Genomic DNA, 25117 nt, shown 5'->3' on the forward strand with positions numbered 1-25117 from the left:
GCCTTATGAGACAAGGCTTTCCTTTCCGGGCTGAATATTCAGCTGATTTTTAAACAGTGTAAAGATATTATTCTTTTTGATCTCCAGCTGGTTTAATATAAAGTTCTTTACAAAATCATTCTGCGGTGCATTGACAATCTGCTCCGGTTTGCTGTACTGGGAAATCCGTCCTTCATTTACGATCAGCACTCTGTCAGAAAGAGTCAGTGCCTCTTCCGGATCATGTGTTACGATTACAGTCGTCAGATGAAATTCTTTTGCAATGGTCTTGATTCTGTCTTTGATGGATTCCTTAATCACTCCGTCCAGTGCACTTAAAGGCTCATCCAGGAGAAGGATCTTCGGTTTCATAACCAGGGTTCTTGCCAGAGCCACCCTCTGCTTCTGTCCCCCTGAAAGCTGTTCAATCTTCTTTGGAAGATGCTCTTTTAAACCAAGCAGGCTGATCAGCTCCTCCACCTCTTCCTCAGAAGAAATATCCGGCTTGTTTTTCAGCCCGTAAGTAATATTCTGGTATACATTCAGATTCGGAAACAGGGCATAATCCTGAAACACAATATTAAACCCTCTTTTTTCCATAGGGGAATTTGTGATGTCTTCCCCGTTAAACTCAATACGCCCGCTGTCCGGTTCTGTGATCCCCAGGATCATGTTCAGAAGCGTTGTCTTTCCGCAGCCGGACGGCCCTAAAATTGATACAATCTCTCCGTCCGGTATTTCCAGTGATATTCCGTCCAGCACGGTGGTGCCGTCATAAGATTTCTTTATATTTTGTAATTTCAGCATAAACTTCCATTCCTTTCTCAATCAACTCAATCTCTTTGAACAAGGCCTAGTCTATCACTGAAAGTTTGAATTCATTTGAATATCATGTTAAATGTTGGTAAAAAAACAGAAGGAAGAACCTGAAAAGAGGTTTTTCCTTCTGTTTTTTTTAATGATTTATTTTTCTATTTAAGATCTTCCCTTAAGAATTACGTTTAAGTCGCTTGCCGGATCAGTAATCGGGCGGATCCGGTATTCTTTTATAAGGATGTCCAGTACTCCCCGGGACAGAAACACAGGAAGCTTTGGTCCGAGATAAATGTCTTTCATGCCAAGATACAGGAGTGTCAGCAAAATACAGACCGCCTTTTGCTCATACCATGACAATATCAAAGTCAGCGGCAGATCATTGATCCCGCAGGAAAACGCCTCTGCCAATGCCTGTGCTGTACGGACAGCACTGTATGCATCATTGCACTGGCCCATATCCATAATTCTGGGAAGTCCCCTGATCCGGCCCATATCCATATCATTAAACCGGTATTTGCCGCAGGCCAGTGTCAGGACCACACTGTCTTTCGGAGCCTGTTTTACAAATTCTGTATAGTAGCTTCTCTCTTTATGTGCCCCGTCACAGCCGCCGACCAAAAAGAAATGGCTGATGTCTCCATCTTTCACCGCATTTACAATTGTATCTGCCGCAGACAATACGGCATTGTGGCCGAAACCTGTGACTGTGCCGTTTCCCCCGTTGATTCCCGTAAACTCTTTGTCTTCACAGTATCCTCCCAGTTCCAATGCTTTCTCTATCAAAGGCGTAAAATCTTTGTCATCTCCGATATGGACCATACCAGGATAAGAAACAACCTCTGTGGTAAATACTCTGTCAGCATAAGAAGGCTTCACCGGCATTAGACAGTTGGTGGTAAACAGTACCGGCGCCGGAATGCCGTCAAATTCCTTCTGCTGATTCTGCCATGCAGTGCCGAAATTCCCTTTCAGATGGGAATACTTTTTCAGCTCCGGATATGCATGGGCCGGAAGCATCTCTCCATGGGTATAAATGTGAATCCCTTTACCTTCCGTCTGCTCAAGCAGCAGCTTCAAATCATACAGATCATGGCCTGTTATAACAATGAACGGTCCCTTTTCCACTTTAAACGATACATTTTCCGGACTTGGGCTGCCGAAGGTCTCTGTATTGGCCTGATCCAAAAGCTCCATACACCTTAAATTCACTTTCCCCAGTTTTAAGGCAAGAGACAAAAGCTGTTCCTGGGGAAGATCATACCCGACAGATGCCAGTCCTTCATAGAAAAACTGATTTACTTCCTGATCTGAATAGCCAAGAACCATAGCATGATAGGCATAAGCTGCCATCCCCCGAAGCCCGAATAAAATCAGTGATTTTAAGGAACGGATATCTTCTTGTTCTTCCCAAAGGTCCGCCATATTATAATCATCATTATCTTCTTGTTCTCTATGCACAAGCTCAATCTGCTCCCTTATGGTTTCCGGGTTAAAATTGACATTGGTCACAGTTGTAAAAAGCCCTGACAGCATCACTCTGTCTGTACTTTCTTTTGTCCGGTTTCCTTCTGACGACCGTGCCAGGCCGATCAGTGCACCCGTCAGCTGATCCTGAAGTTCTGATGTCCGGGCATCTTTCCCGCAGACTCCGGCAGCACCCGTACAGCCGCTGCACCCTGCCGTCTGTTCACACTGAAAACAAAACATTTTATTATCCATTGATTTATCCTCCTGATCCTTGTTTTTGTAGTGTTTCCTTGAGTATACAGGAACAGTTCTCATAAATCTGTTGGATATTCAACACATTAACCTTTAATTTTTTTTGTTTCCATAAACATCATAAAAAATACTGCAAGCAGCATTGCCGAACAAATCAGAATCGCATTATGGCAAAGGACACGCCCCGCCGCAGTACCCACTGCTGCCCCAATAATAAAGAAGAGAATGATCCCGAAATATTTCAGGCTCCTGCTCAGCAGTTCACGGTCTTTTGTCTGGCTGTATTTAAACAGGATTTCCATGCCGCTTCTTAGATTTCCTGTGCACATGGTAGTCGCATAAGCATTTCCGTGGACCTTCCGGAAGGTCTCTACCTGCATGGCACATACGAAGGAAATCATCACATTGGCTATCATATCCATCTCTCCGGAAGGGATCAATGCCACAAGACAGAGCAAAACCGCCTCGATTATAACAATGATCTGCCTCCAATGAATCTTTGGATATTGTTTAAAATACTTTTTGATAATTTCCACTACAATGACCCCCGCTGCAAAAGCGAGAATGGGAATGGCATAATGTACAGCTCCCTGCCATTCTCCTTTTTGCAGGCTGATACCCAGCAGCACGATATTTCCAGTCTGGGCATTAGCGAATACGCCTCCTCTTAAAAGATAACTGTACGCATCCAGAAATCCTCCTACAACCGCCAGGACAGCTCCCAGCTGAAAGGCCTCAGACATCTGAATCTTCTTATGCTGTTTCACTGAATACGCCTCCCTTAACTGCGATAAAACTCCTGTAAAGCCCTGATCATATATTCCGTATCCTTTGTCCCGGCAGTCTCATAAGCGGAGTGCATGGCAAGCTGTGCCAGGCCAATATCTGCGGCTCTCAAAGACACCTGTCCGGTCAGGATATTCCCCAGGGTAGATCCTCCCGGCAGATCCGAACGGTTGTGGAATGTCTGGTACGGCACCTCTGCTTTTTCACAGATATGCTTCATCAAAGCACCTGAATACGCATCGGTGGTATATTTTTGATTGGCACTGTATTTAATGACAATCCCTTCATTCATATACGGCCGGTTTGTCAGGTCCGCTTTCGCCGGCTGGTTCGGATGAACTGCATGGGCATTGTCTGCTGAAATCATAAAACTTTCCGCTGCTGCCATCCGATACTGTTCTTCGTTCCTTCCCAAAGCCTCATTGACGCGCCGCAGAATATCCTTAAGAAACGTAGACCCTGCTCCCTGTTTTGTCCCGCTTCCCACTTCTTCATTATCAAAAGCACAGTAGACATTCATATACTCTCTGCCCTCACTGTTGACAAATGCCTGCAGGGATGCGAATACACACTGCAGATCATCCAGCCTGGGTGCTGACAGATATTCTCCCTTCGCTCCCCATACGGTTCCCGGCATCCGGTTATACAGGTATAAATCTGTCCCCAGAATATCCTGTATTTCCACATTTGCTGCGGAGGCTATCTCAGTCAGAAACGCATTCCCGGCGTTCCCGTCCCCGAACAGAGGAAGCATATGTATCTGTGCATTTAAAGTCTCATCCTCTGCGCCCCTTTTCATATGAATGGCCAGCCTTGGAATCATCAGAAGGTCTCTGTCAATATGAACCAAAATTTCTTTCAGCCCCTCTCCTTCTTTTACGACAAGCTTTCCCGCAACGGACAATGGGCGGTCCAGCCAGGAATCCATCAGCATCCCTCCGTATTTTTCCGTATTCAGCTTCGTATAATGATTTTCCGCCTGAATCTCCGCATTTTCTTTTATTTTAAACGAGGGTGAGTCCGTGTGGGACGCAGTAATGTGAAACCCTTTGAATCCTTTATCCGGCACACAAAACGCGATGACAGAGGATCCGTTTCGCCGGATAAAGTACTTTCCCCCCTCTTCAATCTTCCAAGCCTTGCTTTCCTCAAGTTCCAGAAACCCATTTTCCGCAAGTTCTCTTCCGATCTGCTGTACAACATGATAGCTGCACGGGCTTTTTTCTATAAACTTGAACAACTGTGTGTTGATTTGCTCTGACATGATCTGCCTCCTTCCAAACTTATCTGCTATCTCAAATCATTTCTATCTATTTTAGCAAAACCGTGAAATAAAAGAAAGTTTTGTGTGGATTTCTTTCATGTGATATGTAAAAAGTGATTTGAGCAAATCAAATGTTTTTCTTACCCTTTTGATAAAGCGTATAACAAATAGTGATAAGTAAATTTATGAAACAATAAAATAAGAAAATGATCGTAATCGGTAGACATTTTACAACATCAAATCCATTGTCTGCCCATATAATAAGGACGCAAAAAATTAAAACAGCCGGGATCACAAACTTGATTCCCCGCCGATTTGTCTTTACCAATTTTAGCTGTATGTATAAACATATGATAAATGCTGTGATAACAGCCAAAGTGTAATTCGTGATAAACATAAAGCCCTCCTTTTTTTCCAATTTTTATAAATTACTCCTATTATAAAGCAAAAATCTAATTATGTATATAATCTCTTGGCATGTTTTATACACAAAAATAGCAGCTGGAAAAAACTTCTTTCCGCTGCATATTTTTTAACGACTATTCATTTATCCCTGCCAAATGTCTAAGTGAAGCCTTCAGCGCTTCCTGCTCCTGCTGTCCCATATCTTTTAGTACGATCCTGTTGACCTCATCCACTGTGTCCAAAATCGGTTCTTCCAGATCATTTCCCTTATCTGTCAGGACGATTTCCACAAACCGCCGGTCCTCTTTGCTGACTTTCCTCTTAATCAGGCCTTTTTTCTCCATTCTCTCAAGCACCCCTGAGATTGTGGAGTTCTCCAGCTTCAGCTCTTCCGCGATTTCCTTTGGGCTGTTTTTCTTCTTTACCCAGAGACAGTACATAACGCCGTACTGTACAGGAGTTACGTCATATTTGGCAAGCTGTGAGCTCATCTCCTGAAACACCGCATGCTGCGCCGTAGTCAAAAGATAGTTGATACATTGATTTAATTCCATCGGTTCCTTATCCCTCCTACACTAAACTGCATGCTCTCACCGCAAATTGTTCGCATGCTATATAATTCATCATATCCGTTACCCAAACTTCTGTCAAGAGAACACTGAACAAAGTGGGCACGCCCACCTCATCTCCCCCAACCCCTCATTCTTTGAGGGGCTTGTTCACTTTGCGCGCCAAATGCGATTTGCCAAAGGCAAATAGATTCCTTGCGCATTTGTGCGCATCCTGCACGGAGTGCTTTTTATTTCATAGGACGCACTTTCCTATGAAAAAATAAAAAGGGATGCCGTCATTGACATCCCTTCAAGACTTTATCGGTCACACCTTGAGAAGCCTGATTTTTATCTGAAAATTGCTCCGCTTACAACAAGCTTCTGGATTTCATTGGTTCCCTCATAGATCTGAGTGATCTTGGCATCTCTCATCATGCGCTCTACATGGTAACCTTTCATGTATCCATTTCCGCCTAACATCTGCACCGCTTCTGTTGTTACATGCATTGCTGCCTCTGTACAAAGGTATTTTGCCTTTGCAGCCGGGATGGAATAAGATCTTCCTTCCTGTTTATCTGTAGCAGCTTTATAAAGCATATATTTTGCAGCATCAATTTCCATTTCAAGCTCTGCCATCTTAAATGCAAGATACTGATTTTTATATAACGGCTTTCCAAATTGTTCTCTGCTCTTTAAGTATTCTTTTGCGATTTCAAAAGCACCTTCTGCAATTCCGAGTCCCTGTGCGGCAACACCGATTCGTCCTCCGTCCAAAGTCTTCATCGCCAGCTTAAATCCGTCTCCGGAAGGCACAACCATATTCTCCGCCGGTACTCTTACATTTTCCAGAATCATCTCGGAAACCTGCGCAGAACGGATTCCCATCTTATCTTCCACCTTGCCCACAGAAAAACCAGGGGTTCCTTTTTTTACTACAAAGCAGGAAAGTCCTTTGGCTTTCTTTTCAGGTTCCGTCAAAGCATAGACTGCTGTATAATCAGCCAACGGCCCGTTTGTATTGAAGCACTTCATACCATTCAATATGTATTCATCGCCGTCTTTTTCTGCTACGGTAACACATCCTCCCGCGTCAGATCCTGCGTTTGGCTCAGTAAGCCCAAAAGATCCAAAATGCTGTCCGGATAATACCGGTGCGAGAAATTCATTCTTTTTCTCAATGGAAGCGTCAGAGTTCATAATACTTCCGCCATATAGAGAAGTAGAAACAGAATAAGAAATACCCACAGAGGCATCTACTTTTGAAATCTCTTCTACCGCCAATACATAAGAAAGATAATCAGCTCCCTGTCCTCCGACTTCTTTCGGATAAGGAAGACCAATCAGCCCCATATCTCCCATCTTTTTATAAAGTTCTACCGGAAACTCACTGTTTGCATCTCTCTCGAGCACACCTGGCTGCAGCTCTGTCTGAGCAAAATTCCTTGCTGTTTCCTGGATAGCCGCCTGCTGTTCTGTCAATTCAAAATTCATAGATAGACTCCTTTCACCCAAAATAGACTATAAACTTAACATAAATATCATCATCTTGTATCCATATATTTGCACGCTAATATTTTGTAAGCTAAATATATCACTGTTTGTGCATACTGTCAATAATATTTTATATTTTTTTATACATCTATACAATTTATATAAAACATATTGATAAACTATTGACAACCAGATGAATATAGTCCATATTATAAGCATAAATAATATTTTGTATCCCAAATATTTGCGCACCAACATGTTAATTTTCTAACGAAAACTTATCAAATGTAATCTGTAAATGATTTTAGGAGGATTTGTAATGAACAATTTATTAATGGAAGTAGAAAACGAAGTAGCAGTCGTAACCATCAACAGGCCTAAATCTTTAAACGCACTGAACAGCGAAACATTAGCCGAGTTAGATCAGTGCTTCACAGAAATTTCCGGACGGAAAGATATCAGAGTCGTGATTCTTACAGGATCAGGTGAAAAATCTTTCGTAGCCGGAGCCGACATTTCTGAGATGGTCAATGCAACTCCTGCAGAGGGAAGACAGATGGGACTTTTAGCAAAAGAAGCATTTCTGAAATTAGAGACAATGCCTCAGGTAACCATCGCTGCTGTGAACGGCTATGCCCTCGGAGGCGGATGCGAAATCTCCATGGCCTGCGATATCCGTGTAGCTGCAGAAAATGCAAAATTCGCACAGCCTGAGACAGGTCTTGGAATCCTTCCGGGATTCGGCGGAACACAGCGTCTCTCCCGTTTAGTAGGAAAAGGACGCGCAAAAGAATTGATCTTTACATGCGACCAGATCGACGCAGAAGAAGCTTACAGAATCGGACTTGCAAATAAAGTTGTGCCGCAGGCAGAATTGATCGATTACTGCAAAAAGATGGCAGCAAAAATCATGTCCAAAGGCAGCTATGCAATTTCCCTTGCAAAAGAAGCCATCAATACAGGTATGGACACAGACTTAAGCAGCGGCCTTACATTAGAAGCTGACTTATTCGGACTTGCATTCTCTACTGCTGACAAAAAAGAAGGCATGACAGCATTCCTTGAAAAACGCAAAGCTGATTTAACAGATTTCTAATGCATTTTATGAAGGAGAAGAATTATGGGAAAAGTTAAGATTATTACCGCAGATCAGGCCGCTGCTCTGGTAGAGGATAATACAACCATTACAACCAGCGGATTTGTTGCCAGCGGAATGCCGGAAGCCCTCACTAAGGCTCTGGAAAAAAGATTTTTGGAAACCGGCTCTCCGAAAAACCTGACTTTATTTTATGCTGCTGCCCAGGGGAACCGTGACGGAAGCGGTGCGGATCATTTTGCCCACGAGGGAATGACCAAACGGGTTATCGGCGGACACTGGAACATGGTTCCGACACTGGGACAGATGGTTCTGGATAACAAAATTGAAGGCTACAACCTGCCTCAGGGTACTTTGGCGCAGTTATACCGCGCGATTGCCGGGCATAAACCAGGCGTTATCACACATGTCGGATTAAACACATTTGCTGATCCAAGGATTGAAGGCGGCAAGTTAAATGACATCACAACCGAGGATATCGTCGATGTAGTTGAAATCCTTGGAGAAGAAAAATTACTGTATAAATCCTTCCCGTTAAACATTGGATTTATCCGCGGTACATATGCAGATGAACACGGCAACGTAACCCTGTCACATGAATGCTGCACCACAGAGGTTACAACAATGGCCCAGGCTGTAAAAAACAGCGGCGGAAAAATCGTCGTTCAGGTAGAAAAGGTCGTTGCCGACGGAACATTAGATCCGAAATTAGTCAAAATTCCCGGAATCTATGTAGATGCTGTTGTAGAAGTTGAAGACATGAAGGATCACGAGCAGTGCGTAGGCTGTGACTACGACGGTGCTATGACCGGAGATTTCCGTATTCCTTTAAGCAGCCTTGAGTACCCTCCTCTTTCTGCAAAGAAAATCATTGGACGCAGAGCTGCCATGGAACTTACAGAAAATACAGTTGTAAACTTAGGTATCGGTATCCCCGAATATATTTCTATGGTTGCCAATGAAGAGGGAATCGGAGATTATATGACGCTTACTGTAGAAGCCGGACCAGTCGGCGGTGTGCCTCAGGGCGGTGCCAAATTCGGCGGTTCTGTCAACCCGGAATGTATTTTAGACCAGCCATACCAGTTTGATTTTTATGACGGCGGCGGTGTTGACTACGCTTTCTTAGGCCTTGCACAGGCAGACAAAGGCGGAAATATCAACGTCAGCAAGTTCGGCCCAAGAATTGCCGGCTGCGGCGGATTTGTCAATATCACACAGAATGCAAAACGCTGCTACTTCTGCGGAACCTTTACTGCCGGAGGATTAAAAACATCCGTACAGGACGGTAAACTCATCATCGATCAGGAAGGTAAATCAAATAAGTTCCTGGATACGGTAGAGCAAATCACTTTCAGCGGTGAATACGCAAATAAAGTCGGCCAGCCGGTTCTTTACATTACAGAACGTGCTGTATTTGAACTCCGGAAAGACGGTGTATACTTAACGGAAGTTGCCCCCGGCATCGATATCCAGACACAGATCATCGACCATATGGGATTCACCCCAAAAATGGACGGAACGCCAAAACTCATGGATGAAAGAATTTTCAAAGATGAGCTGATGGGCCTGAAACACGATTAACGATCCACAAATAAAGGAGGGTTTTTGTGAATTTACAAATCTTAGTCTTAGTCCTGGCGATTGTCCTGTTCGGAGTGCTTGCGTTTAAACAGATGAGTGCCTTAATCCTGGCGCCGCTTGTCACAATCTTTGTTGTCATCTGCTCCCGGCTCCCGATTCTGGACTCGTTAAAAAATGCGTTTATGCCTGCCGCTTCCGACTATGTAACAAAGTATTTCCTTGTCTTCTTTGTCGGTGCACTGTTTGGTTCTGTCTACCAGTATACTGGTGCTGCAGAATCCATTGCCAGAGCGATCGCAGGTCTCTGCCGCGGAAAATTCGTGGCACCGATCATCATGATCATCACCGGTCTTTTGACCTTTGGAGGAGTCAGTGGTTTTGTTGTATTTTTTGTTATCTATCCTATCGCATTAAATCTGTTTAAGGAAGCCAACCTTACAAGGCGGCTCATCCCGGCGGCGATCTCTGCCGGATGCTGGACCTGGTCCATGAGCGGCCCCGGTTCTCCTTCTATCCAGAATGTCATTGCCATGGATAACTTAGGTACACCGGCAACAGCCGCATTCGTACCATCTCTGCTCACAACAGCCGCCATGTTTATCATGATCTTTTTATGGCTGGAAATGCGTGCAAGAAAGTTTACAAAAAAAGGTTATCGTTTTATTGATAAATCTTTAAAATACCAGCTGAGCGAAGAAGAAATGGCTATTGATGAAGACAAGGATCTTCCTCATGTTGTCATCGCTATTCTTCCGATTATCCTTATCCTTGTACTCTTTAACATCGTGAAGCTTCCGGTAGAGACTTCTGTATTTGCAGGAGTAGCCCTGGCAACCGTTCTGATGTTCAATAGAGTCAAAGGTGTCAATGAATGGATCAATGTCTTTAATAAAGGAGCTTCTGATTCCGGCGTTGCCATCCTGAATACTGCCATTGTCGTAGGATTCGGCGGTGTTGTACAGAAAACACAGGGCTTTACAGATCTGGTCGCTGCTCTGAAAAATATGAGCATGCCTCCTTTGGTATTTGTAATGATCACAGTTGCTGTCTGTGCAGGAGCCTGCGGTTCTGCTTCCGGCGGAATGGGTGTTGCATTTAATGCCCTGAAGTCTACCTATATTAAAATGGGAATCCCGCTTCCTTATGTACATAGGATTTCCGCAATTGCAGCGGGTACCTTAGATACTCTTCCTCACCAGGGAGCACAGATCACTCTGCTCGGCATTTGTAAAATGACCCATAAGGAAGCTTATTGGGATATTGCGGTTACGCAGATTATCATTCCATTTATATCCTGCGGAATCTTTATCGTTTTAGCTTCTTTTGGACTATAAACTTAATTTTGAAGATCCGGTTTTCCGGGTCTTCTTTTTATTTATTTACTTCAGCAGTTCTTCCAGTATCTTTACCGCATCTCCGACAATCCCATAATCACAGTTTTGAAATATAGCCGCATCCGGGTTACTGTTGACCGCTATGACTGTCCGGGCCCTGACCCCCGTCATGTGCTGGATTGCACCGGAAATCCCGAATGCCAGATAAAGATCCGGCTTAACAATCGATCCGGTCTGTCCGATCTGCTGCCTGCCAGGCATCCAGCCAGCGTCCACACACGGTCTTGTACAGCCGGTCTGTGCTCCTATGCGTCCTGCAAACAGCTTTAAAAGTTTGAACCCTTCCGGGCCTTTCAGACCGCGTCCTCCGGATACGATAATCTTTGCATCCTCCAAAGAGATCTGTTTCTCCTCAGAAATGATGCCAAGTATCTGTTTTGGTTGTTTGAGATTCTCCAGCCAGTCAGATTCCGTCATGATAATGCTGCCTTTCCTGACGTCCGTCTCATCGGCTCTCTGAAAAATTCCCGGCTTTACAGAAACGATCTGGACATAAGACTCAGGCATTGACACTACAGACATTCGTTTTCCGTCATATGCCGGTTTGCAGACCAAAAGCTTTCCTGTTTTCCTGTCAATCTTCAGGCCGGCGGCATCTGTAATTACTTCCGTTCCGAGCACTGCTGCCAAAGACGGAAGCAAGGTTCTCCCAAACAGCGTTTCCCCTCCGAGAATGATATCCGGCTCCTGCTCCCGGATAACGGCCTCCAGTGCTCTGCAATGAATCTCCATTTGTTTTGGTTCCAGCCTTGGATGATCCACTGCAATAATCCGATCCACAGGATATCGGAGAAGATCACTGCAGATTCCTTTAATTCCGCTCCCTGCTATTACAAGCAAGAGCTCTGCATCCAGTTGATCAGCTGTTTTCTTCCCCTCTCCTATCAATTCCAGAGTTGCCGGAGCAGGCTTTCCCTCCTGAATTTCCCCGATGATCAATATTTTGTATGGTCTGTTCATATGGTCTCCTTTTATTCTGGTACCTTATGCTTCTTTAATACCTGATAAAGCAGCTCTGCCTTCTCCCGGTCATTTTTTCCGTTCAGGATCTTCCTTTGCTTAGACCTTCCCTCCGGCAGATACTCCCCTGTCTGTCTTATAATCTGCTCCCGTACATCCTGTTCCGGCTTTATAACCGGAATCACAGTACTCTCAGCATAAGCGGACATAATATCACACACATTGGGATGCCTGATTTTTTGATCCTCTTTCACCGACAGAACCAGGGCCGGCATATTGCACTTTGTCCGTTCTGTCCCTTCTTTTGCCGCACACCAGTTATACAGCTGTCCGTTTTCCGTCTCCATTCTTTTGGAATATGCAATAAGCGGAATATCTAAAAAAAACGCCGTCATAGCCGCCATATGGGCAGCATCTCCGTCAATCGCCTGCCTTCCGCATAAAACCAGATCAAAGGCTCCTTCCTCTTCTATGGCCTTGGCAAGCACCCGGGCACTCTCCCGGATATCCCCTGCTGTCTTTCCCTCTTTTAAAACCAGGACCGATCTGTCAACTCCCCAGGTCAGGGCTTCCCTTGCAGTCTTCTCTCCCTGAGCCGGACCGAGAACCATAGCTGTCACTGTTCCTCCTTCCTGATCTCTCAGATTCAAAGCCTCCGTCAGGACATTCTTATCGCTGTCACCAATGCCTTCTATATCCTGGTACAGATTCCGCTCTTCTTCCGGGGGAATTTCTTTTAAAAATATCAAGATCTTCATCCATTCACCACTCCCTTCACAATCTGAATTTCTCTGCAAATAATTTTGTATATAAAATTTTAAGTTGACTCTTCAAAAATGCTGTGCTATGATACCCATACAAATTAATTCGCATCCCATTAGTTCGTATGCTAATTAATTGATACTGTTATATTACCATTATTAATTTTATATGTCAATCACAGAAAGAGAGGAATCTGTTATGCCGTTAATCCAAGTAGATTTGTTAAGACAAAACGATAAAGAAAGACTTAAAAATATTCTGGATACCATCCACCAGTGCGCCGTGGAAGCCTTTGAAATCCCGGAACGGGACCGCTATCAGATCGTAAACCAGCATGAGCCGGAGGAAATGATCCTGTTAGACACAGGACTCGGTTTTGAGCGGACCCAGGATCAGATCGTCGTTCGCGTCACAAGCAAACAAAGAACCCAGGATAAAAAAGAACTGCTTTATTCTCTTCTTTGCACAAAATTAAAAGAAAACTGCCGGATAGATCCTTGTAATCTCTTAGTATCTATCGTAGAAAACGGAGACGCTGACTGGAGCTTCGGCTTTGGCAAAGCCCAGTTTCTGACCGGAGATCTGTAGAATTTTAAGAACAAAAAAGCCCCTTTATAAGGGGCTTTTTTGTTATGACCTGTCTTTACAGTAAAACATTAAATATACCGTCTCACCTTTTTCATATACTGCCTGTATGCATCACCAAACTTCTCGATACACCATCTTTCCTCGGAAAGAATAATCCAGTGCGAAGTCACCTGAAACAAAAAGACAAACCCATATAATATCAGTGACCGTGTCAGCAAAGCACATCCTGTAAAACAAATGAAATAAGATACATACATAGGATTGCGGGAGAATCGGTAAACCCCATTGTGATTTAACCCTTCTTCAGACGGAGCCGAAAAATCCAGTATTGAAACCGCACATAATACCAATCCCGACAGATAGATCAGAAGACTTATACAGAATCGCCAGGAAGCTTCTGTTTTTACTGTCAGAAAACATAAATACAGAAAGATTACAGCATTTGAAATCTGATAAATCCAATATGCTGCCACTTCTTTTCCATACACAGGAGGGAAATACGCCGCACGTTTTACTGCACTCTTATTTAAAACTGACAGGAATCCGAATCTTATCAGCAAAAAGGGTATCAGCAATAAAAAGCCATTTATATTCATAATAAAACCTCTTCCAGCTTATTTTTCTGTTTCGATTATAGCACAAAAGCATGGACCTAGGAGAAAAAAGGTCCATGCTTTCTGTAATGCAGATATTACACAATAACAATTCATTTTTGAGCCAGGTATTGGAGGGTTAGGCTCGGGGTATTTTTGTTTTATTGTTTCTATTTTTTAGGAGTTTCAGTGGCATAAATCTGCATTGATCTATATTTAAGTACGTTAAACGCACGTACTTACTGCGTTGGGATTTACCACAGGTTGCGGTAAATATCTTTGACATCTTCTGCAGTGATTGCTTTTCTTGTATTGGACGGACTTCCGCTGTCCATAGCGTCATTTGCCATTTTGTCAATCACACTGAAGAATTCTTCTTTATTGATTCCATATTCCTCTAATGACGGAGTTTCAAGTTCATCGCAGATATCTACGACTGCCTGCAGGAATTTTTCACTGGCAGCCTGGTCTGTATCCGTCTCTGCTGCCACATTGATGGCTCTTCCAAGTTCTCCAAAGCGGTCATAAGCTCCGTCTAATGCATAAATAAAGCATTCTTTTAAAAGCATTGCATTGGAAAGCCCATGAGCTACATGGAACATGGCACCGATCGGACGGCTCATTCCGTGAACTAAAGTTACGGAAGCATTGTTAAATGCGATTCCTGCCTCCAGAGCCGCGATAGACATCTGTTCTCTGGCCTCTACATTTTTTCCGTCTTTAAAAGCAGCCGGAAGATATTTGAAAATTCTCTTAATCGCAGAAAGCGCAAATGTATCGGATAATGGCTGTGCCAGTTTTGATGTATAAGCCTCCGCCGCATGAGTCAGGGCATCAAGTCCTGTAGCAGCCGTAATTTTAGGAGGCGCAGTCATTGTAAACTGAGGATCAATGATGGCAAGGTCCGGCATTAATACCGCGCCTTTGAGCAGCATCTTAATATCATTTTTTGTATCTGTGATAATCGTAAACTGAGTTGCCTCAGAACCTGTTCCCGCAGTCGTAGGAATTGCAACAAGGGTCGGTGCTGCCTTTGTGATGATTTTTCCCATGTAGTCAGAAATCTGTCCGCCGTTGCTTACCAAAGCCCCGATGGCTTTCATGGAATCAATCGGGCTTCCGCCTCCAAGAGCGATGATAAAGTCACACCCTTCTTCTTTATAAAGATTAAGGCCTCCTTCGATCATTGTGTCGGTTGGCTCTCCGTTGATCTCACTGTAAATCACATATTCAATGTTCTGGTTTTTTAAGGCTTTCTCTACTTTTGCAGTATTGCCTAATTCAACCATGATCCTGTCTGTAACGATCAGTGCTTTTTTACCGAGAGTCCCTAACTTTCCTTCTGCCATATCAAGCGCACCCTCACCAGTGTAAATCTGGCCCGGCGCGATAAATTCTCTTGCCATGTTTTTATCCTCCTATAATTTCTTAAAATTCTGCGTCATGAAGCCAAACGTAGCGCTCATCTTCATTTCTGTCTGTCTGAAGCCATGGGTTTCCATCCAAATGACGAATCATCCAGCAAGTATACATCTGATATCCCGGAGCTACTGCCTGAGGATGAAGTTCTCCTCCCGGAATTGCTGAAAAGCTTCCGTCTGCACTCTTGAATACCTGGTCTCCCACAAAACTTGCCCCAAATCCTTCCGGATGATCAAACAGGAAATAATAAGTTTCCGGCTGCGGATGTCTGTGAGGAAGATATCCTGACCAGTTTCCCCTGTCATTCAAAACTTCGCCCAATACCATATTGGAGTATGGTGCAATGTCATGGTCAAAGATGGTATTGACACGGCGTTTTGCCACATTTCCAAACTTTCCTACGCAGGAATATCCCCAGGGAGCATCTTCCGGTGCATACAGTTTGCTCTCAAATATAGTATCATTCTTTGTGGACTGTACCAGGATTTCAGAATCTGCTTTTGCTTCCACCGTAACCTCGGCTCCTGTGCAGATATGCACCGCCCAAGGCCCTTCTGTAAATACATCTTTTCTTGTAACTTCCCTGGATGTCTCATCAAATGAGAATACGATATCCCCTTTCAATAAGAGAACTGCTGTCTCTTCTTTGTCCTTGCAGAAGGTCTTCACATCTCCCGCTTTTAAGCGGAAGACGCGGATGTCCATCAGCATTTCTTTATATTCATTGTCGTATGTTGTTAAAACCTTTTCCCCGTTTGCATCAAACTCAGGATAGCCGAATACTTTACCCATTGTCATACCTCTTTTCTAATACTGTCTTGCGTTTGCGCGTCCTTCTAATACTCCTTCACATGCTTTCTGCACGCTTTCTTTCACAGAAGTTGTCGCAATCCCCACGTTCCACCATGACTTATAACCGTCTGTCATTGTCTTAGGAATAACTTTCAAGTCGATCAATGTGGCAACATCCTGCTTCTTAGCATCGATCAGCGCTTCCTCAAGTTCTTTAATCGTTCTTACACTGTATGTCTTAAGTCCGTATCCTTCGCCGACTTTTGCATAGTCAACCGGTATCAGATCACCCTTGATCTCGTTGTTTTCATCACGGTATCTGAACTCTGTGGCAAGGCTTCCCACACCATGGTTCATCTGAAGGTTATTAATACATCCGAATCCGCAGTTGTCAAATACGAGAATATTGATCTTCTGCTTTTCCTGCATTGCCGTCATGATCTCACTGTGCAGCATCTGGAAGCTGGCATCTCCCACAACAACATAGGATTCATTTTCAGGCTCAGCCATTTTTACGCCGAGAGCTCCTGCAACTTCATATCCCATACAGGAATATCCGTATTCTGCATGGTATCCGCCGCGTTTGTCTGTAGTCCAGATTCTCTGCATGCAGCTTGGAAGGCTTCCCCCTGCCGTCACGATATTCGCATTTTCATCAATCACTTCGCGGATCTTGCACAGTGCTGCAGTCTGAGTGATGAGTCCGCCTGTAAGTTTTACGAACTCAGGAATCGTACGCGGATCTCTTGCTTTGATCTCCGGTTCAAAGCCGTCACCTGTATACTCAATGTTTGCAAGTCGGTCCATTTCTTTATCCCAGGCAGCCTTTGCGTCTTTAATTTCTGTTGTATAAGCAGACTTATAGCCTTCTTCTTTCAGCCTGGCAGAAAGTGCTTCCACAGTGGCCTTTGCATCTCCCACTGCTTTTACTGCGTCCATCTTATATGCATGATACTTGTTGTTGTTGATGGTCACCATTTTTACATCAGGATTTTTAAACTGTCCTTTGGATCCTGTTGTAAAATCAGAAAGTCTGGTACCTACTGCAATAACCACATCTGCTTCGTCAGCAATGGTATTGGCAGCAAGAGTTCCTGTGACGCCGATTCCTCCTAAGCAGTAAGGATGGCTTGACTTGCAGGCACTTTTTCCAGCCTGGCTCTCTCCGAACGGAATGTTAAAGTCTTCGCAGAACTTTTCTACAGCTTCTCCTGCCTCTGAATACTTCACGCCGCCGCCTACAATCACCAATGGATTCTTTGCGTCTTTTATAACATTTACAATGTCTTCGATTTCTTCTTTTACTGCACATGGTCTTGTAATTCTATGTACGCGTTTTTCAAACAGGTAATCCGGGAAGTCATAAGATTCACCTTCTACATCCTGGGAAAGTGCGATACAGACAGCTCCTGTTTCTGACGGATCTGTGAGAACACGCATTGCATTAATCATAGCTGTCATCAGCTGTTCCGGACGAATGATCCTGTCCCAATATTTACAAACCGGCTTAAATGCATCGTTTGTTGTGGTAGAAAGGCTGTCGCTCTTTTCTAACTGCTGAAGTACCGGATCCGGCTGTCTTGTGGCAAATGTATCGGATGGCAGTACCAAAAGCGGAATATTGTTGACGGTTGCTGTAGCTGCTGCTGTAACCATATTTGCTGCCCCAGGTCCTACGGAAGATGCACAGGGAATGATCTTTCTTCTTCTGTTCTGTTTTGCATAGGCTGTTGCCACATGGCACATACCCTGTTCATTCCTTCCCTGAAGAACCTTTAAGCTTCCCGGATTGCTGTCCAGTGCTTCTCCAAGTCCAACGGCAATTCCGTGTCCGAAGATTGTAAAAATACCTTCTACAAATTTTGTTTCTTCTCCGTCAAATTCCACATACTGATTGTCAAGGAATTTTACAAGAGCCTGCGCTACTGTCATTCTAGTTGTACTCATTTTCATATCCTCCTATACTCTCGCAATCATTTCGCCATATTTATCTTTTGTTTCCCGGATAAATTCTTTTACTTCCTGCGGATTTGGAAGCTCCTCAGAACATGAATGGCTTCTCACCATCATAGCTGCCTCTGCACTTCCGAATTCAAGACACTCGATCATATCCCATCCTTCAAAAACTCCATATAAGAATCCGGATGCATATCCGTCTCCTCCGCCGAAACCTTTTAATGCTTCTACAGGAAATGGTTTGATTGAGTAGTCATTTCCGTCATTTGTATACGCTGTAGATCCTTTCTTGCCGTGTTTGATGACAACGATCTTTGCATTTTCACTGTTCCATGCCTGTGCAGATTCTTTGTCTGTTCTGCCCGGCTGAATCAATTTTTCTGTCAGGTCAAACTCTTCTCTTGATCCCATGATGATATCTGCTTCCCTGGCTACCAGTGAGTAGTAGATTGAAATTTCATCAGAATTTTTCCAGTTATATTCTCTGTAGTCAATGTCAAAAATAATTTTCGTATCGTTCTTCTTTGCAAGCATTACCGCTTTTAAAACTGCTTCTCTTGATGGGCTTTCTGCCAATGCGGTTCCTGAAACCAAGATTGCTTTTGTGTTCTTTATGTATTCTTCATCAATGTCATCGACAGATAACTGTAAGTCCGCAATACAGTTGCGGTACATTAAAATGCTGCTCTCTTCTCTGGAAAGAATTTCAGTGAAGGTGAGTCCAAGTTTTTCTCCGTTTGTACATTTTGAAATATGAGATGTGTCAATTCCTTCTTTATTAAAGAAATCTACTACATACTCTCCGAACTGGTCATCAGAAACCTTGCCGATGAACCCGGCTTTCTTTCCGTGCCTTGTAATGCCCACTGCGATGTTTGCCGGAGATCCTCCCACATACTTCTTGAATGTCGTACACTCAGATAATGGATGGAAATAATCTGCCGGGTTGAAATCAATAGCTACCCTTCCGATGAGCACTAAATCCATTGGTCTTGTCTGGTCAAATTCAACATACTTCATAACTTTCACCTCAGTTTTGTATTCCACGCTTTTTGCGTGTTGTTTGCGTGTTTTATTAATTTGTTTATTGCTTTCAAATGCGTTTTATGTGCTTTCCTTATGTGCTTATACTACCACGCACGCCTTTTATGTGCAAGCACTTTTTCAAAAAAATATTGTTTTTGCTACATTTCACAAATGTATACAGACTTCTTCGGTGTTATTGCACAATTATATGACACGCAAATACACGCAAAAAAAGAGCAAGATACCATATTTGTGTATCTCGCTCTTTTATAAAACATGTCATACATTATATTTATTTTTTATCTTTATATCTGTATAGATATGGTCTGCTCCTGGTTCCTCTCCCTTTTGAATCATATTGTACAAAAGATTCGGAGGCCGGTAGCCCTGTTCATACCCTTCCTGATCGATCAGAAAATCATACCGGTCTTCTTTCAGGGCTTTTGCGTTATTAGGTGTGGCATCATAAACTATAACATAAGGCCGTTTCTCAAGCTTCAGCTTCTCAAAAGCCATGCATACTCCGGCCTGTCCGCCGGATGCCACAAAGACTCCCTCCAGGTCAGGTGCAATAGCCATTGTATTTTCAATAATCTTTTCTACTTCCTTTGTCTCATCAAAACTGCTCTGGACACCAAGCAATTCCATATCCGGATAAGAGTTCTTAATCTCCTGCACAAATCCTTCCACGCGGAGACTGTTTACACTGTTGGTGAAAAATCCTGTAATCACCAAAACTTTGCCCTTTCCCCTCGTCAGCATCCCCATAAGCCCTGCAGCAGTACGCCCGCTTTTCTTGTTATCCAGGCCTACAAAGCATGCACGCTTTGTACCGACGATATCAGAGTTGAAGGTAACCACAGGAATCTTTTTTTCTTCCATCAGCCTGTTCAGCCGTTCCCTGACACACTCTGACTGTACCGGCATAATAGCAAGACCCTGGATTCCTTCTGCTTCCAGTTCATCAATGGCTTTCATCTGAGCCTGCTCATCCACTGAATCTATATCCTTCAGCAAAAGCTCTACCCCCAGATACTCAAGTTCCCTCTCCGCATCTTGTATTCCCGCTTTGACCGGGATCATAAAAGATGCTTCCGAGAGCTGGGTGATAACTCCGATCTTTATATTTTTGTCCGGGTTCTGCGTGTCCTTTTTTGCCTTTCTGTTTGAATGATAGTCTAACTCCTTGGCGATTGCCAGAATCCGGTCTGCCACTTCCGGCTTAATCCTGCCCCGGTTATTCAGCGCCCTGTCCACTGTTCCCCGGGAAACCCCGGCACGCTCTGCAATTTCTTTAATTGTTCCTGCCATGTGCTTTCCTCGCTTTTTCTTAAATTTTGACACATTGCACGCATTTATTTTATTATAACCTCGCTTTTCCCAAAAGTAAAGGAATATCCCCAATCCATCATTGCAAATGTATCATAAAGGGATTATAATTCGAATATATTGACAACACTAATCAAGTATAGAAAGGGGTTTTTATATGAATCAAGCAGCAATGTTCCAATTAAGCTACGGTCTGTTTGTCCTATCCGCAAAAGACGGAGAAAAGGACAATGGCTGCATTGTCAATACTGTGCAGCAGATTACAACAACGCCAAACCGTATTTCCGTGGCCGTCAACAAAGGCAATTTCACGCATGATATGATCCAATCCACCGGTTCTTTTAACGTATCCATCCTTTCTGAAGCAGTACCTTTTGATATTTTCAAACATTTTGGCTTTCAAAGCGGACGGGATGTGGATAAATTAGAAAATTTCACAGAATATGACCGTTCATCCAACGGAATTATTTATCTGAATCAATATGCCAATGCATTTCTCAGCGCTTCCGTAGCTGAAACTGTAGATCTCGGTACACATACAATGTTTATTGCCGATGTCACAGACGGTGAAGTGTTATCCGATGTGCCTTCTGTCACCTATGCATATTATCACAAGCACATTAAACCCCAGCCCCAGGAAACAAAAAAATCCGGATGGCGCTGTAAAATCTGCGGTTACATCTACGAGGGTGACGAACTTCCGGCAGATTTCATATGCCCAATCTGCAAACACGGAGCTTCGGATTTTGAACGGATCGAATAATCTTCACATATAGACGCAGGGGTTTCTGAAGATCCTATGCAATAAAAAGGCAGCCAAAACCCTGGCTGCCTTTTTTTCTTGTATCTAAAATTTCTTATTTCAGCACGAGTGCTTCAATCGCTTTGGCAACTCCATCACTGTTATGATCCTCTGTAATATAATCGGCAATCTCTTTCATCTCATCACTGCCATTTTCCATGACAACTCCGATTCCGGCAGCCTCAATCATCTGATAGTCATTCTCTGCATCTCCGCAGGCCATGATGTTTTCTTTCTTAAGGTTCAGATGTTCCATCAAATGAGCCAGTGCATCGCCCTTATTGCACGAATGCAGAGAAATTTCAAGATTATTTTTCAAGGAAGCCACAACTGCATATAATCCGCATTCAGTCAATTCTTTCCTTGCTTTTGCGCGTTCTTCCTGGTCTTCAAAAAACAGCGTCAGCTTTTCAGAGCTTCCTCCTTCTCGCCGGATATATTCTTTTAAATCCTCTACCGGCGTTCTGGATGCACGAATCATCTCCTCAGAATATTCACCAAGATGGAACGATTCAAGTCTGTCCAGCTCTTCCTTATAGCAGTACACTTTCCCATCTTTTGCTATACTCCGGAATGCACGGTAGGGCTTGATCGTGTCCAAAAGTCTGAGAATCTGGTCCGTATTAAACTGATTCTCGTAAATTGATGTCTGCCGGTGCATATCATAGACCCTGGCTCCGTTGCTAAGAATACAGTACCTTAATCTTTTAAGCTCTGTCAATTCCTTCGGAAGCCCATTTACGGACCGCCCTGTAGCCGGTACGATCTGGATTCCTTTGTCCATGGCTTTCTCTAATACTTCCACCGTATTCTTCGTAACTTTCTTTTCACTGGTCAGCAGCGTGCCGTCCATATCCATTGCAATTAATTTAATTTCTTGTTCTTTCATCCTGTCCCCCGCTGTTCCTTTCAGCATGTTTTATATCTTCCGGATCCAAGTTCCCCGCCTGATAAAGTACCTTTTGCTCTATTATACCGCAGAAGAAATAACAGGAAAAGACCTTCCCAGTGATTTTATCCCTTGGAAAGGTCTTTTCGTATATACAATCTAACAAACATAGGAAATAAACAGTTTTATTTTTCTTCCTTCAGTTCAATTTTAGCTTCTCTGTCCAGCAATTCTTTCATAATTTTCGGATACTCTTTGTCCAAATGATAGAAACACAGGATAAAGATCATAATAACTCCCAGCACCGCAATTCCATAGATAAAAAGATTTGAAATGGTGGTTAATGCCTGTGCACTCTGTGCAGATGCATTACCGCTGTATGTATTTGCCTCCATGATAAATCCGATGAGGGCTGACCCAATCCCCTGACCAAACTTCTGGCCTGATGTAACCGCAGACTGAATAGCTCCCGCAGTCCTCAGCCCTGTTTTCCACTGGCCGTACTCAATACAGTCAGCGATCATTGTAAAGATCATGCCAAGAATCGGTGTCATACCAATTCCCCTGAGCAGTCCGCCGAATGTTACCAGGGCGATGCTCGTCGGGTTAAGAAGGAGGATCAGAGAACCGCCGATGATGAACAGAGCTCCCAGCATACACCAGTTTTTCTTAGTAGTAAAGTCCATGACCTTGCCCAGCAGCAATGTTGCAATGATCGTGATTCCATAGCATGCCGTATTTACATTTCCGATAATATTCGTGTCACCTACAATCCATTTGCAGTAGTAGGTTGCCATTGTCCCTGAAAAGGTCTGATACATGGCGAAAAATACGAAAAAGAGGAACAGCATAACAAAGTACTTATTTTTAAACAATGCGGGTATGGCTTTTTTCAGGGGAATCTTTTCGCCTGCCATATCATCTTTTACTACAACCCTTTCCCTTACGGAAGCAAAGCAGAACAGCATCATAGCAGCTGCAAATACTGCGTATATAGCCGTCAGCACTACCCAGTTTCTCTGGGAATCCATTCCTCCGCCCGGCATTATACCAAGTATTCTCGTAAAGAGCAGAGTTACCAGAATATTTCCTACAGGACTCATTGCCATGCGGACAATGTTGATCTTTGCCCTCTCATCCTGGCTTCTGGTCATATAAGTCATAGTTGTGGCAAACGGCAGCTGAAACAGCGTATATACTACCGTAAGCATTAAATTGTAGGTAATAAAAATATAAATAGCCTGAGCCATCGGTGCAATCTGCGGAACTGTCATCAAAAGAACCGCTGCAACTGCATACGGAATGGACATTCTCAGCATCCAGACACGGGCTCTGCCGTATTTGGATCTGGTACGGTCCACAATAAATCCTGCCGTAATATCAGAAACTCCGTTAAACACCTGGGATAAAGCGATGATCATTCCGATAACAGACGGTGAAACATGGGCCACATCTGTGTAAAACATAACCAGAAGACTGGTCGCTATTGTAAACACAATGTTCGTAGAGATTTCCCCGCACCCGTATGCAAACTTCTCAAAACCAGTAACCCGGTCCTTCTGAGTCCATTTGTTAAATCCGTTGAGATTCATTCCTTCACCTCTTCTCTTATTTGCTGATCGTCTGATTCAAGGCATCAATTGAAGTGCTCAGTCCGGCTTCTACACTCATAGTCAAATCTTCCATTTCCAAAGATACATGACCATCATATCCCATCATATGGCATACGGAAAAGAATTCTTTCCACCACTGAAGATCCTGTCCGCACCCTACAGCAACATAGTTCCATGTACGGTTCTTTGTATCTGTCACCGGCTTAGTCTCTGCCAGTCCATTAATATCACACAGTCCCCGTTCAATTCTTGCATCCTTTCCATGTACATGATAAATGCATCCTTCCAGGGCACGAACTGCAGCAATTGGATCTGCACCCATAGCGATCAAATGAGACGGATCCATATTTATTCCGATCATCGGATCAACAGCATCTCTTAATTTCAGCAGTGTTTCAGGATTGTAAACCAGCTGGCATGGGAATTCCTCAATTGCGATTTGTTTTATCCCCTGTTTCTTACAGTGCTCCACAAACTTTTTCCACCATGGAACCGCTACATCTTCCCACTGGTAGCGTACAGCTTCTACCATATAATCCGGCCAGGATACTGTGGATGTAATCCAGTTGGGAGTCTTGTCTCCAGGTGCTCCTGCCGGAAGCCCTGACATCATCACCAGCTTTTCCACTCCCAGTCTGCCGGCCAGCACTGCTGTGTCATAAATTGACTTTGTATGTAATTCTCCCATCTCTGCAGGCGAAAGAGGATTTCCTGAACAGTTCAGGGCAGCGATCTCCATTCCTCTTTTTTCAATCTCTGCTTTGTAAGCAGCCAATTTCTCATCGTCTTCAAGAAGTTCCTGTGTCGGCACGTGCTTGCAGCCTCCCCAGCCTCCTGCTGTCATTTCTACAGCATCAATTCCTAATGCTTTTACTTTATCGAGCATTTCAGTAAATGTCAAATCACCCAATACATCTGTACAAAGTGCTAATTTCATAATTTCATTTCCTTTCTTTTCTCTGTTTTTTATTTTAACAATTCCCGCTCAATGCGTTCTCTCGCTTCCGGTGCCTGTTTCTCCATCTTTTCCGGAAATCCGAACATGGATACACATGCGATGTTGTCTCCCCCGGTCTTCGGCGCGTTTTCTTTTAACTGACAGTTGGCAAAGTCCATTTCTCTTAAGGTCTCAAAGATTCCTTCAAAATCCACATCCCCCTCTCCCATTGCCAGGTGCTGGTGGATCGTTACATCCGCCTTGCCCCTTCCGTTTAACCACGGCGGATTGGCAATATAGCGGCAGTCCATGGTCTGGTTAAAGGTATCTGCAAACAGCACATGGGTCAGTTCTTCTCCTGCG

Annotated in this window: 22 protein-coding genes and 1 pseudogene; 5 read left to right on the plus strand and 18 right to left on the minus strand. The window is 43.7% G+C overall.

The genetic code is table 11. The features are described 5' to 3' along the window. Positions 1-3 precede the first annotated feature (3 nt). The 6 genes from KH180_RS14635 to KH180_RS14660 form a co-directional block, all read right to left on the minus strand. On the minus strand, positions 4-786 hold the full coding sequence (locus tag KH180_RS14635; protein WP_290761585.1) for an ABC transporter ATP-binding protein: 783 nt from the start codon (positions 784-786) through the stop codon (positions 4-6). A gap of 168 nt (positions 787-954) precedes the next feature. Then, on the minus strand, positions 955-2514 hold the full coding sequence (hcp, locus tag KH180_RS14640) for a hydroxylamine reductase (RefSeq protein ID WP_290761586.1): 1560 nt from the start codon (positions 2512-2514) through the stop codon (positions 955-957). Between the two features lie 86 nt (positions 2515-2600). Beyond that, a complete protein-coding gene (locus KH180_RS14645) occupies positions 2601-3281 on the minus strand; it encodes a YoaK family protein (protein WP_290761588.1) in 681 nt (226 codons plus the stop codon). A 14-nt stretch (positions 3282-3295) separates the two neighbouring features. Continuing rightward, positions 3296-4564, minus strand: a complete 1269-nt coding sequence (locus KH180_RS14650) for a M18 family aminopeptidase (protein WP_290761590.1) — start codon at positions 4562-4564, stop codon at positions 3296-3298. A 539-nt stretch (positions 4565-5103) separates the two neighbouring features. Beyond that, on the minus strand, positions 5104-5523 hold the full coding sequence (locus tag KH180_RS14655; RefSeq protein WP_290761592.1) for a MarR family winged helix-turn-helix transcriptional regulator: 420 nt from the start codon (positions 5521-5523) through the stop codon (positions 5104-5106). A gap of 345 nt (positions 5524-5868) precedes the next feature. Then, complete coding sequence (locus KH180_RS14660) at positions 5869-7011, minus strand: acyl-CoA dehydrogenase family protein (RefSeq protein WP_290761594.1); 1143 nt, start codon at positions 7009-7011, stop codon at positions 5869-5871. 319 nt (positions 7012-7330) lie between these two features. On the opposite strand from KH180_RS14660, the gene KH180_RS14665 reads away from it, so the two are divergent. From KH180_RS14665 to KH180_RS14675, 3 genes are read left to right on the plus strand one after another with little or no spacing between them, the layout of a single operon-like run. Then, on the plus strand, positions 7331-8107 hold the full coding sequence (locus tag KH180_RS14665) for an enoyl-CoA hydratase-related protein (RefSeq protein ID WP_290761596.1): 777 nt from the start codon (positions 7331-7333) through the stop codon (positions 8105-8107). 24 nt (positions 8108-8131) lie between these two features. Beyond that, on the plus strand, positions 8132-9691 hold the full coding sequence (locus KH180_RS14670; protein WP_290761598.1) for an acyl CoA:acetate/3-ketoacid CoA transferase: 1560 nt from the start codon (positions 8132-8134) through the stop codon (positions 9689-9691). Positions 9692-9717: 26 nt separating this feature from the next. Beyond that, positions 9718-11025, plus strand: a complete 1308-nt coding sequence (locus KH180_RS14675; protein WP_290761600.1) for a GntP family permease — start codon at positions 9718-9720, stop codon at positions 11023-11025. A gap of 45 nt (positions 11026-11070) precedes the next feature. On the opposite strand, the gene KH180_RS14680 is transcribed toward KH180_RS14675, so the two are convergent. Beyond that, complete coding sequence (locus KH180_RS14680; RefSeq protein WP_290761602.1) at positions 11071-12045, minus strand: electron transfer flavoprotein subunit alpha/FixB family protein; 975 nt, start codon at positions 12043-12045, stop codon at positions 11071-11073. Positions 12046-12056: 11 nt separating this feature from the next. Continuing rightward, positions 12057-12803: an electron transfer flavoprotein subunit beta/FixA family protein gene (locus tag KH180_RS14685; RefSeq protein ID WP_290761604.1), complete on the minus strand. Its 747-nt coding sequence runs from the start codon at positions 12801-12803 to the stop codon at positions 12057-12059. Positions 12804-13005: 202 nt separating this feature from the next. On the opposite strand from KH180_RS14685, the gene KH180_RS14690 reads away from it, so the two are divergent. Continuing rightward, on the plus strand, positions 13006-13395 hold the full coding sequence (locus tag KH180_RS14690) for a tautomerase family protein (protein ID WP_290761606.1): 390 nt from the start codon (positions 13006-13008) through the stop codon (positions 13393-13395). Between the two features lie 68 nt (positions 13396-13463). Here KH180_RS14690 and KH180_RS14695 read toward each other — a convergent pair whose 3' ends face one another. The 6 genes from KH180_RS14695 to KH180_RS14720 all read right to left on the minus strand — a co-directional run bounded on the left by KH180_RS14695 (position 13464) and on the right by KH180_RS14720 (position 20495). Continuing rightward, positions 13464-13991 carry a methyltransferase family protein gene (locus KH180_RS14695; protein ID WP_330624582.1) on the minus strand — a complete coding sequence of 176 codons (528 nt, stop codon included), beginning with the start codon at positions 13989-13991 and terminating at the stop codon, positions 13464-13466. 251 nt (positions 13992-14242) lie between these two features. After that, a complete protein-coding gene (locus KH180_RS14700; RefSeq protein WP_290761608.1) occupies positions 14243-15394 on the minus strand; it encodes an iron-containing alcohol dehydrogenase in 1152 nt (383 codons plus the stop codon). A gap of 22 nt (positions 15395-15416) precedes the next feature. Beyond that, complete coding sequence (locus tag KH180_RS14705; protein ID WP_290761610.1) at positions 15417-16202, minus strand: 5-deoxy-glucuronate isomerase; 786 nt, start codon at positions 16200-16202, stop codon at positions 15417-15419. Between the two features lie 15 nt (positions 16203-16217). Continuing rightward, a complete protein-coding gene (gene iolD / locus KH180_RS14710) occupies positions 16218-18155 on the minus strand; it encodes a 3D-(3,5/4)-trihydroxycyclohexane-1,2-dione acylhydrolase (decyclizing) (protein ID WP_290761612.1) in 1938 nt (645 codons plus the stop codon). 6 nt (positions 18156-18161) lie between these two features. Further along, complete coding sequence (gene iolC, locus KH180_RS14715; protein ID WP_290761614.1) at positions 18162-19178, minus strand: 5-dehydro-2-deoxygluconokinase; 1017 nt, start codon at positions 19176-19178, stop codon at positions 18162-18164. Positions 19179-19463: 285 nt separating this feature from the next. Further along, complete coding sequence (locus tag KH180_RS14720) at positions 19464-20495, minus strand: LacI family DNA-binding transcriptional regulator (protein ID WP_290761616.1); 1032 nt, start codon at positions 20493-20495, stop codon at positions 19464-19466. Between the two features lie 175 nt (positions 20496-20670). On the opposite strand from KH180_RS14720, the gene KH180_RS14725 reads away from it, so the two are divergent. Next, a complete protein-coding gene (locus KH180_RS14725; RefSeq protein WP_290761617.1) occupies positions 20671-21276 on the plus strand; it encodes a flavin reductase in 606 nt (201 codons plus the stop codon). A gap of 94 nt (positions 21277-21370) precedes the next feature. Here KH180_RS14725 and KH180_RS14730 read toward each other — a convergent pair whose 3' ends face one another. The 4 genes and pseudogenes from KH180_RS14730 to KH180_RS14745 all read right to left on the minus strand — a co-directional run. After that, positions 21371-22204 carry a Cof-type HAD-IIB family hydrolase gene (locus KH180_RS14730; protein ID WP_290761619.1) on the minus strand — a complete coding sequence of 278 codons (834 nt, stop codon included), beginning with the start codon at positions 22202-22204 and terminating at the stop codon, positions 21371-21373. 185 nt (positions 22205-22389) lie between these two features. After that, complete coding sequence (locus KH180_RS14735) at positions 22390-23796, minus strand: MFS transporter (RefSeq protein WP_290761621.1); 1407 nt, start codon at positions 23794-23796, stop codon at positions 22390-22392. A 16-nt stretch (positions 23797-23812) separates the two neighbouring features. Next, positions 23813-24754 carry a sugar phosphate isomerase/epimerase family protein gene (locus KH180_RS14740; protein WP_290761623.1) on the minus strand — a complete coding sequence of 314 codons (942 nt, stop codon included), beginning with the start codon at positions 24752-24754 and terminating at the stop codon, positions 23813-23815. A gap of 29 nt (positions 24755-24783) precedes the next feature. Further along, positions 24784-25117, minus strand: a pseudogene (locus tag KH180_RS14745) (sugar phosphate isomerase/epimerase); the annotation flags it as partial.

The sequence above is a fragment of the Anaerostipes sp. genome, from assembly GCF_018381315.1.
Taxonomy (GTDB): Bacteria; Bacillota; Clostridia; order Lachnospirales; family Lachnospiraceae; genus Anaerostipes.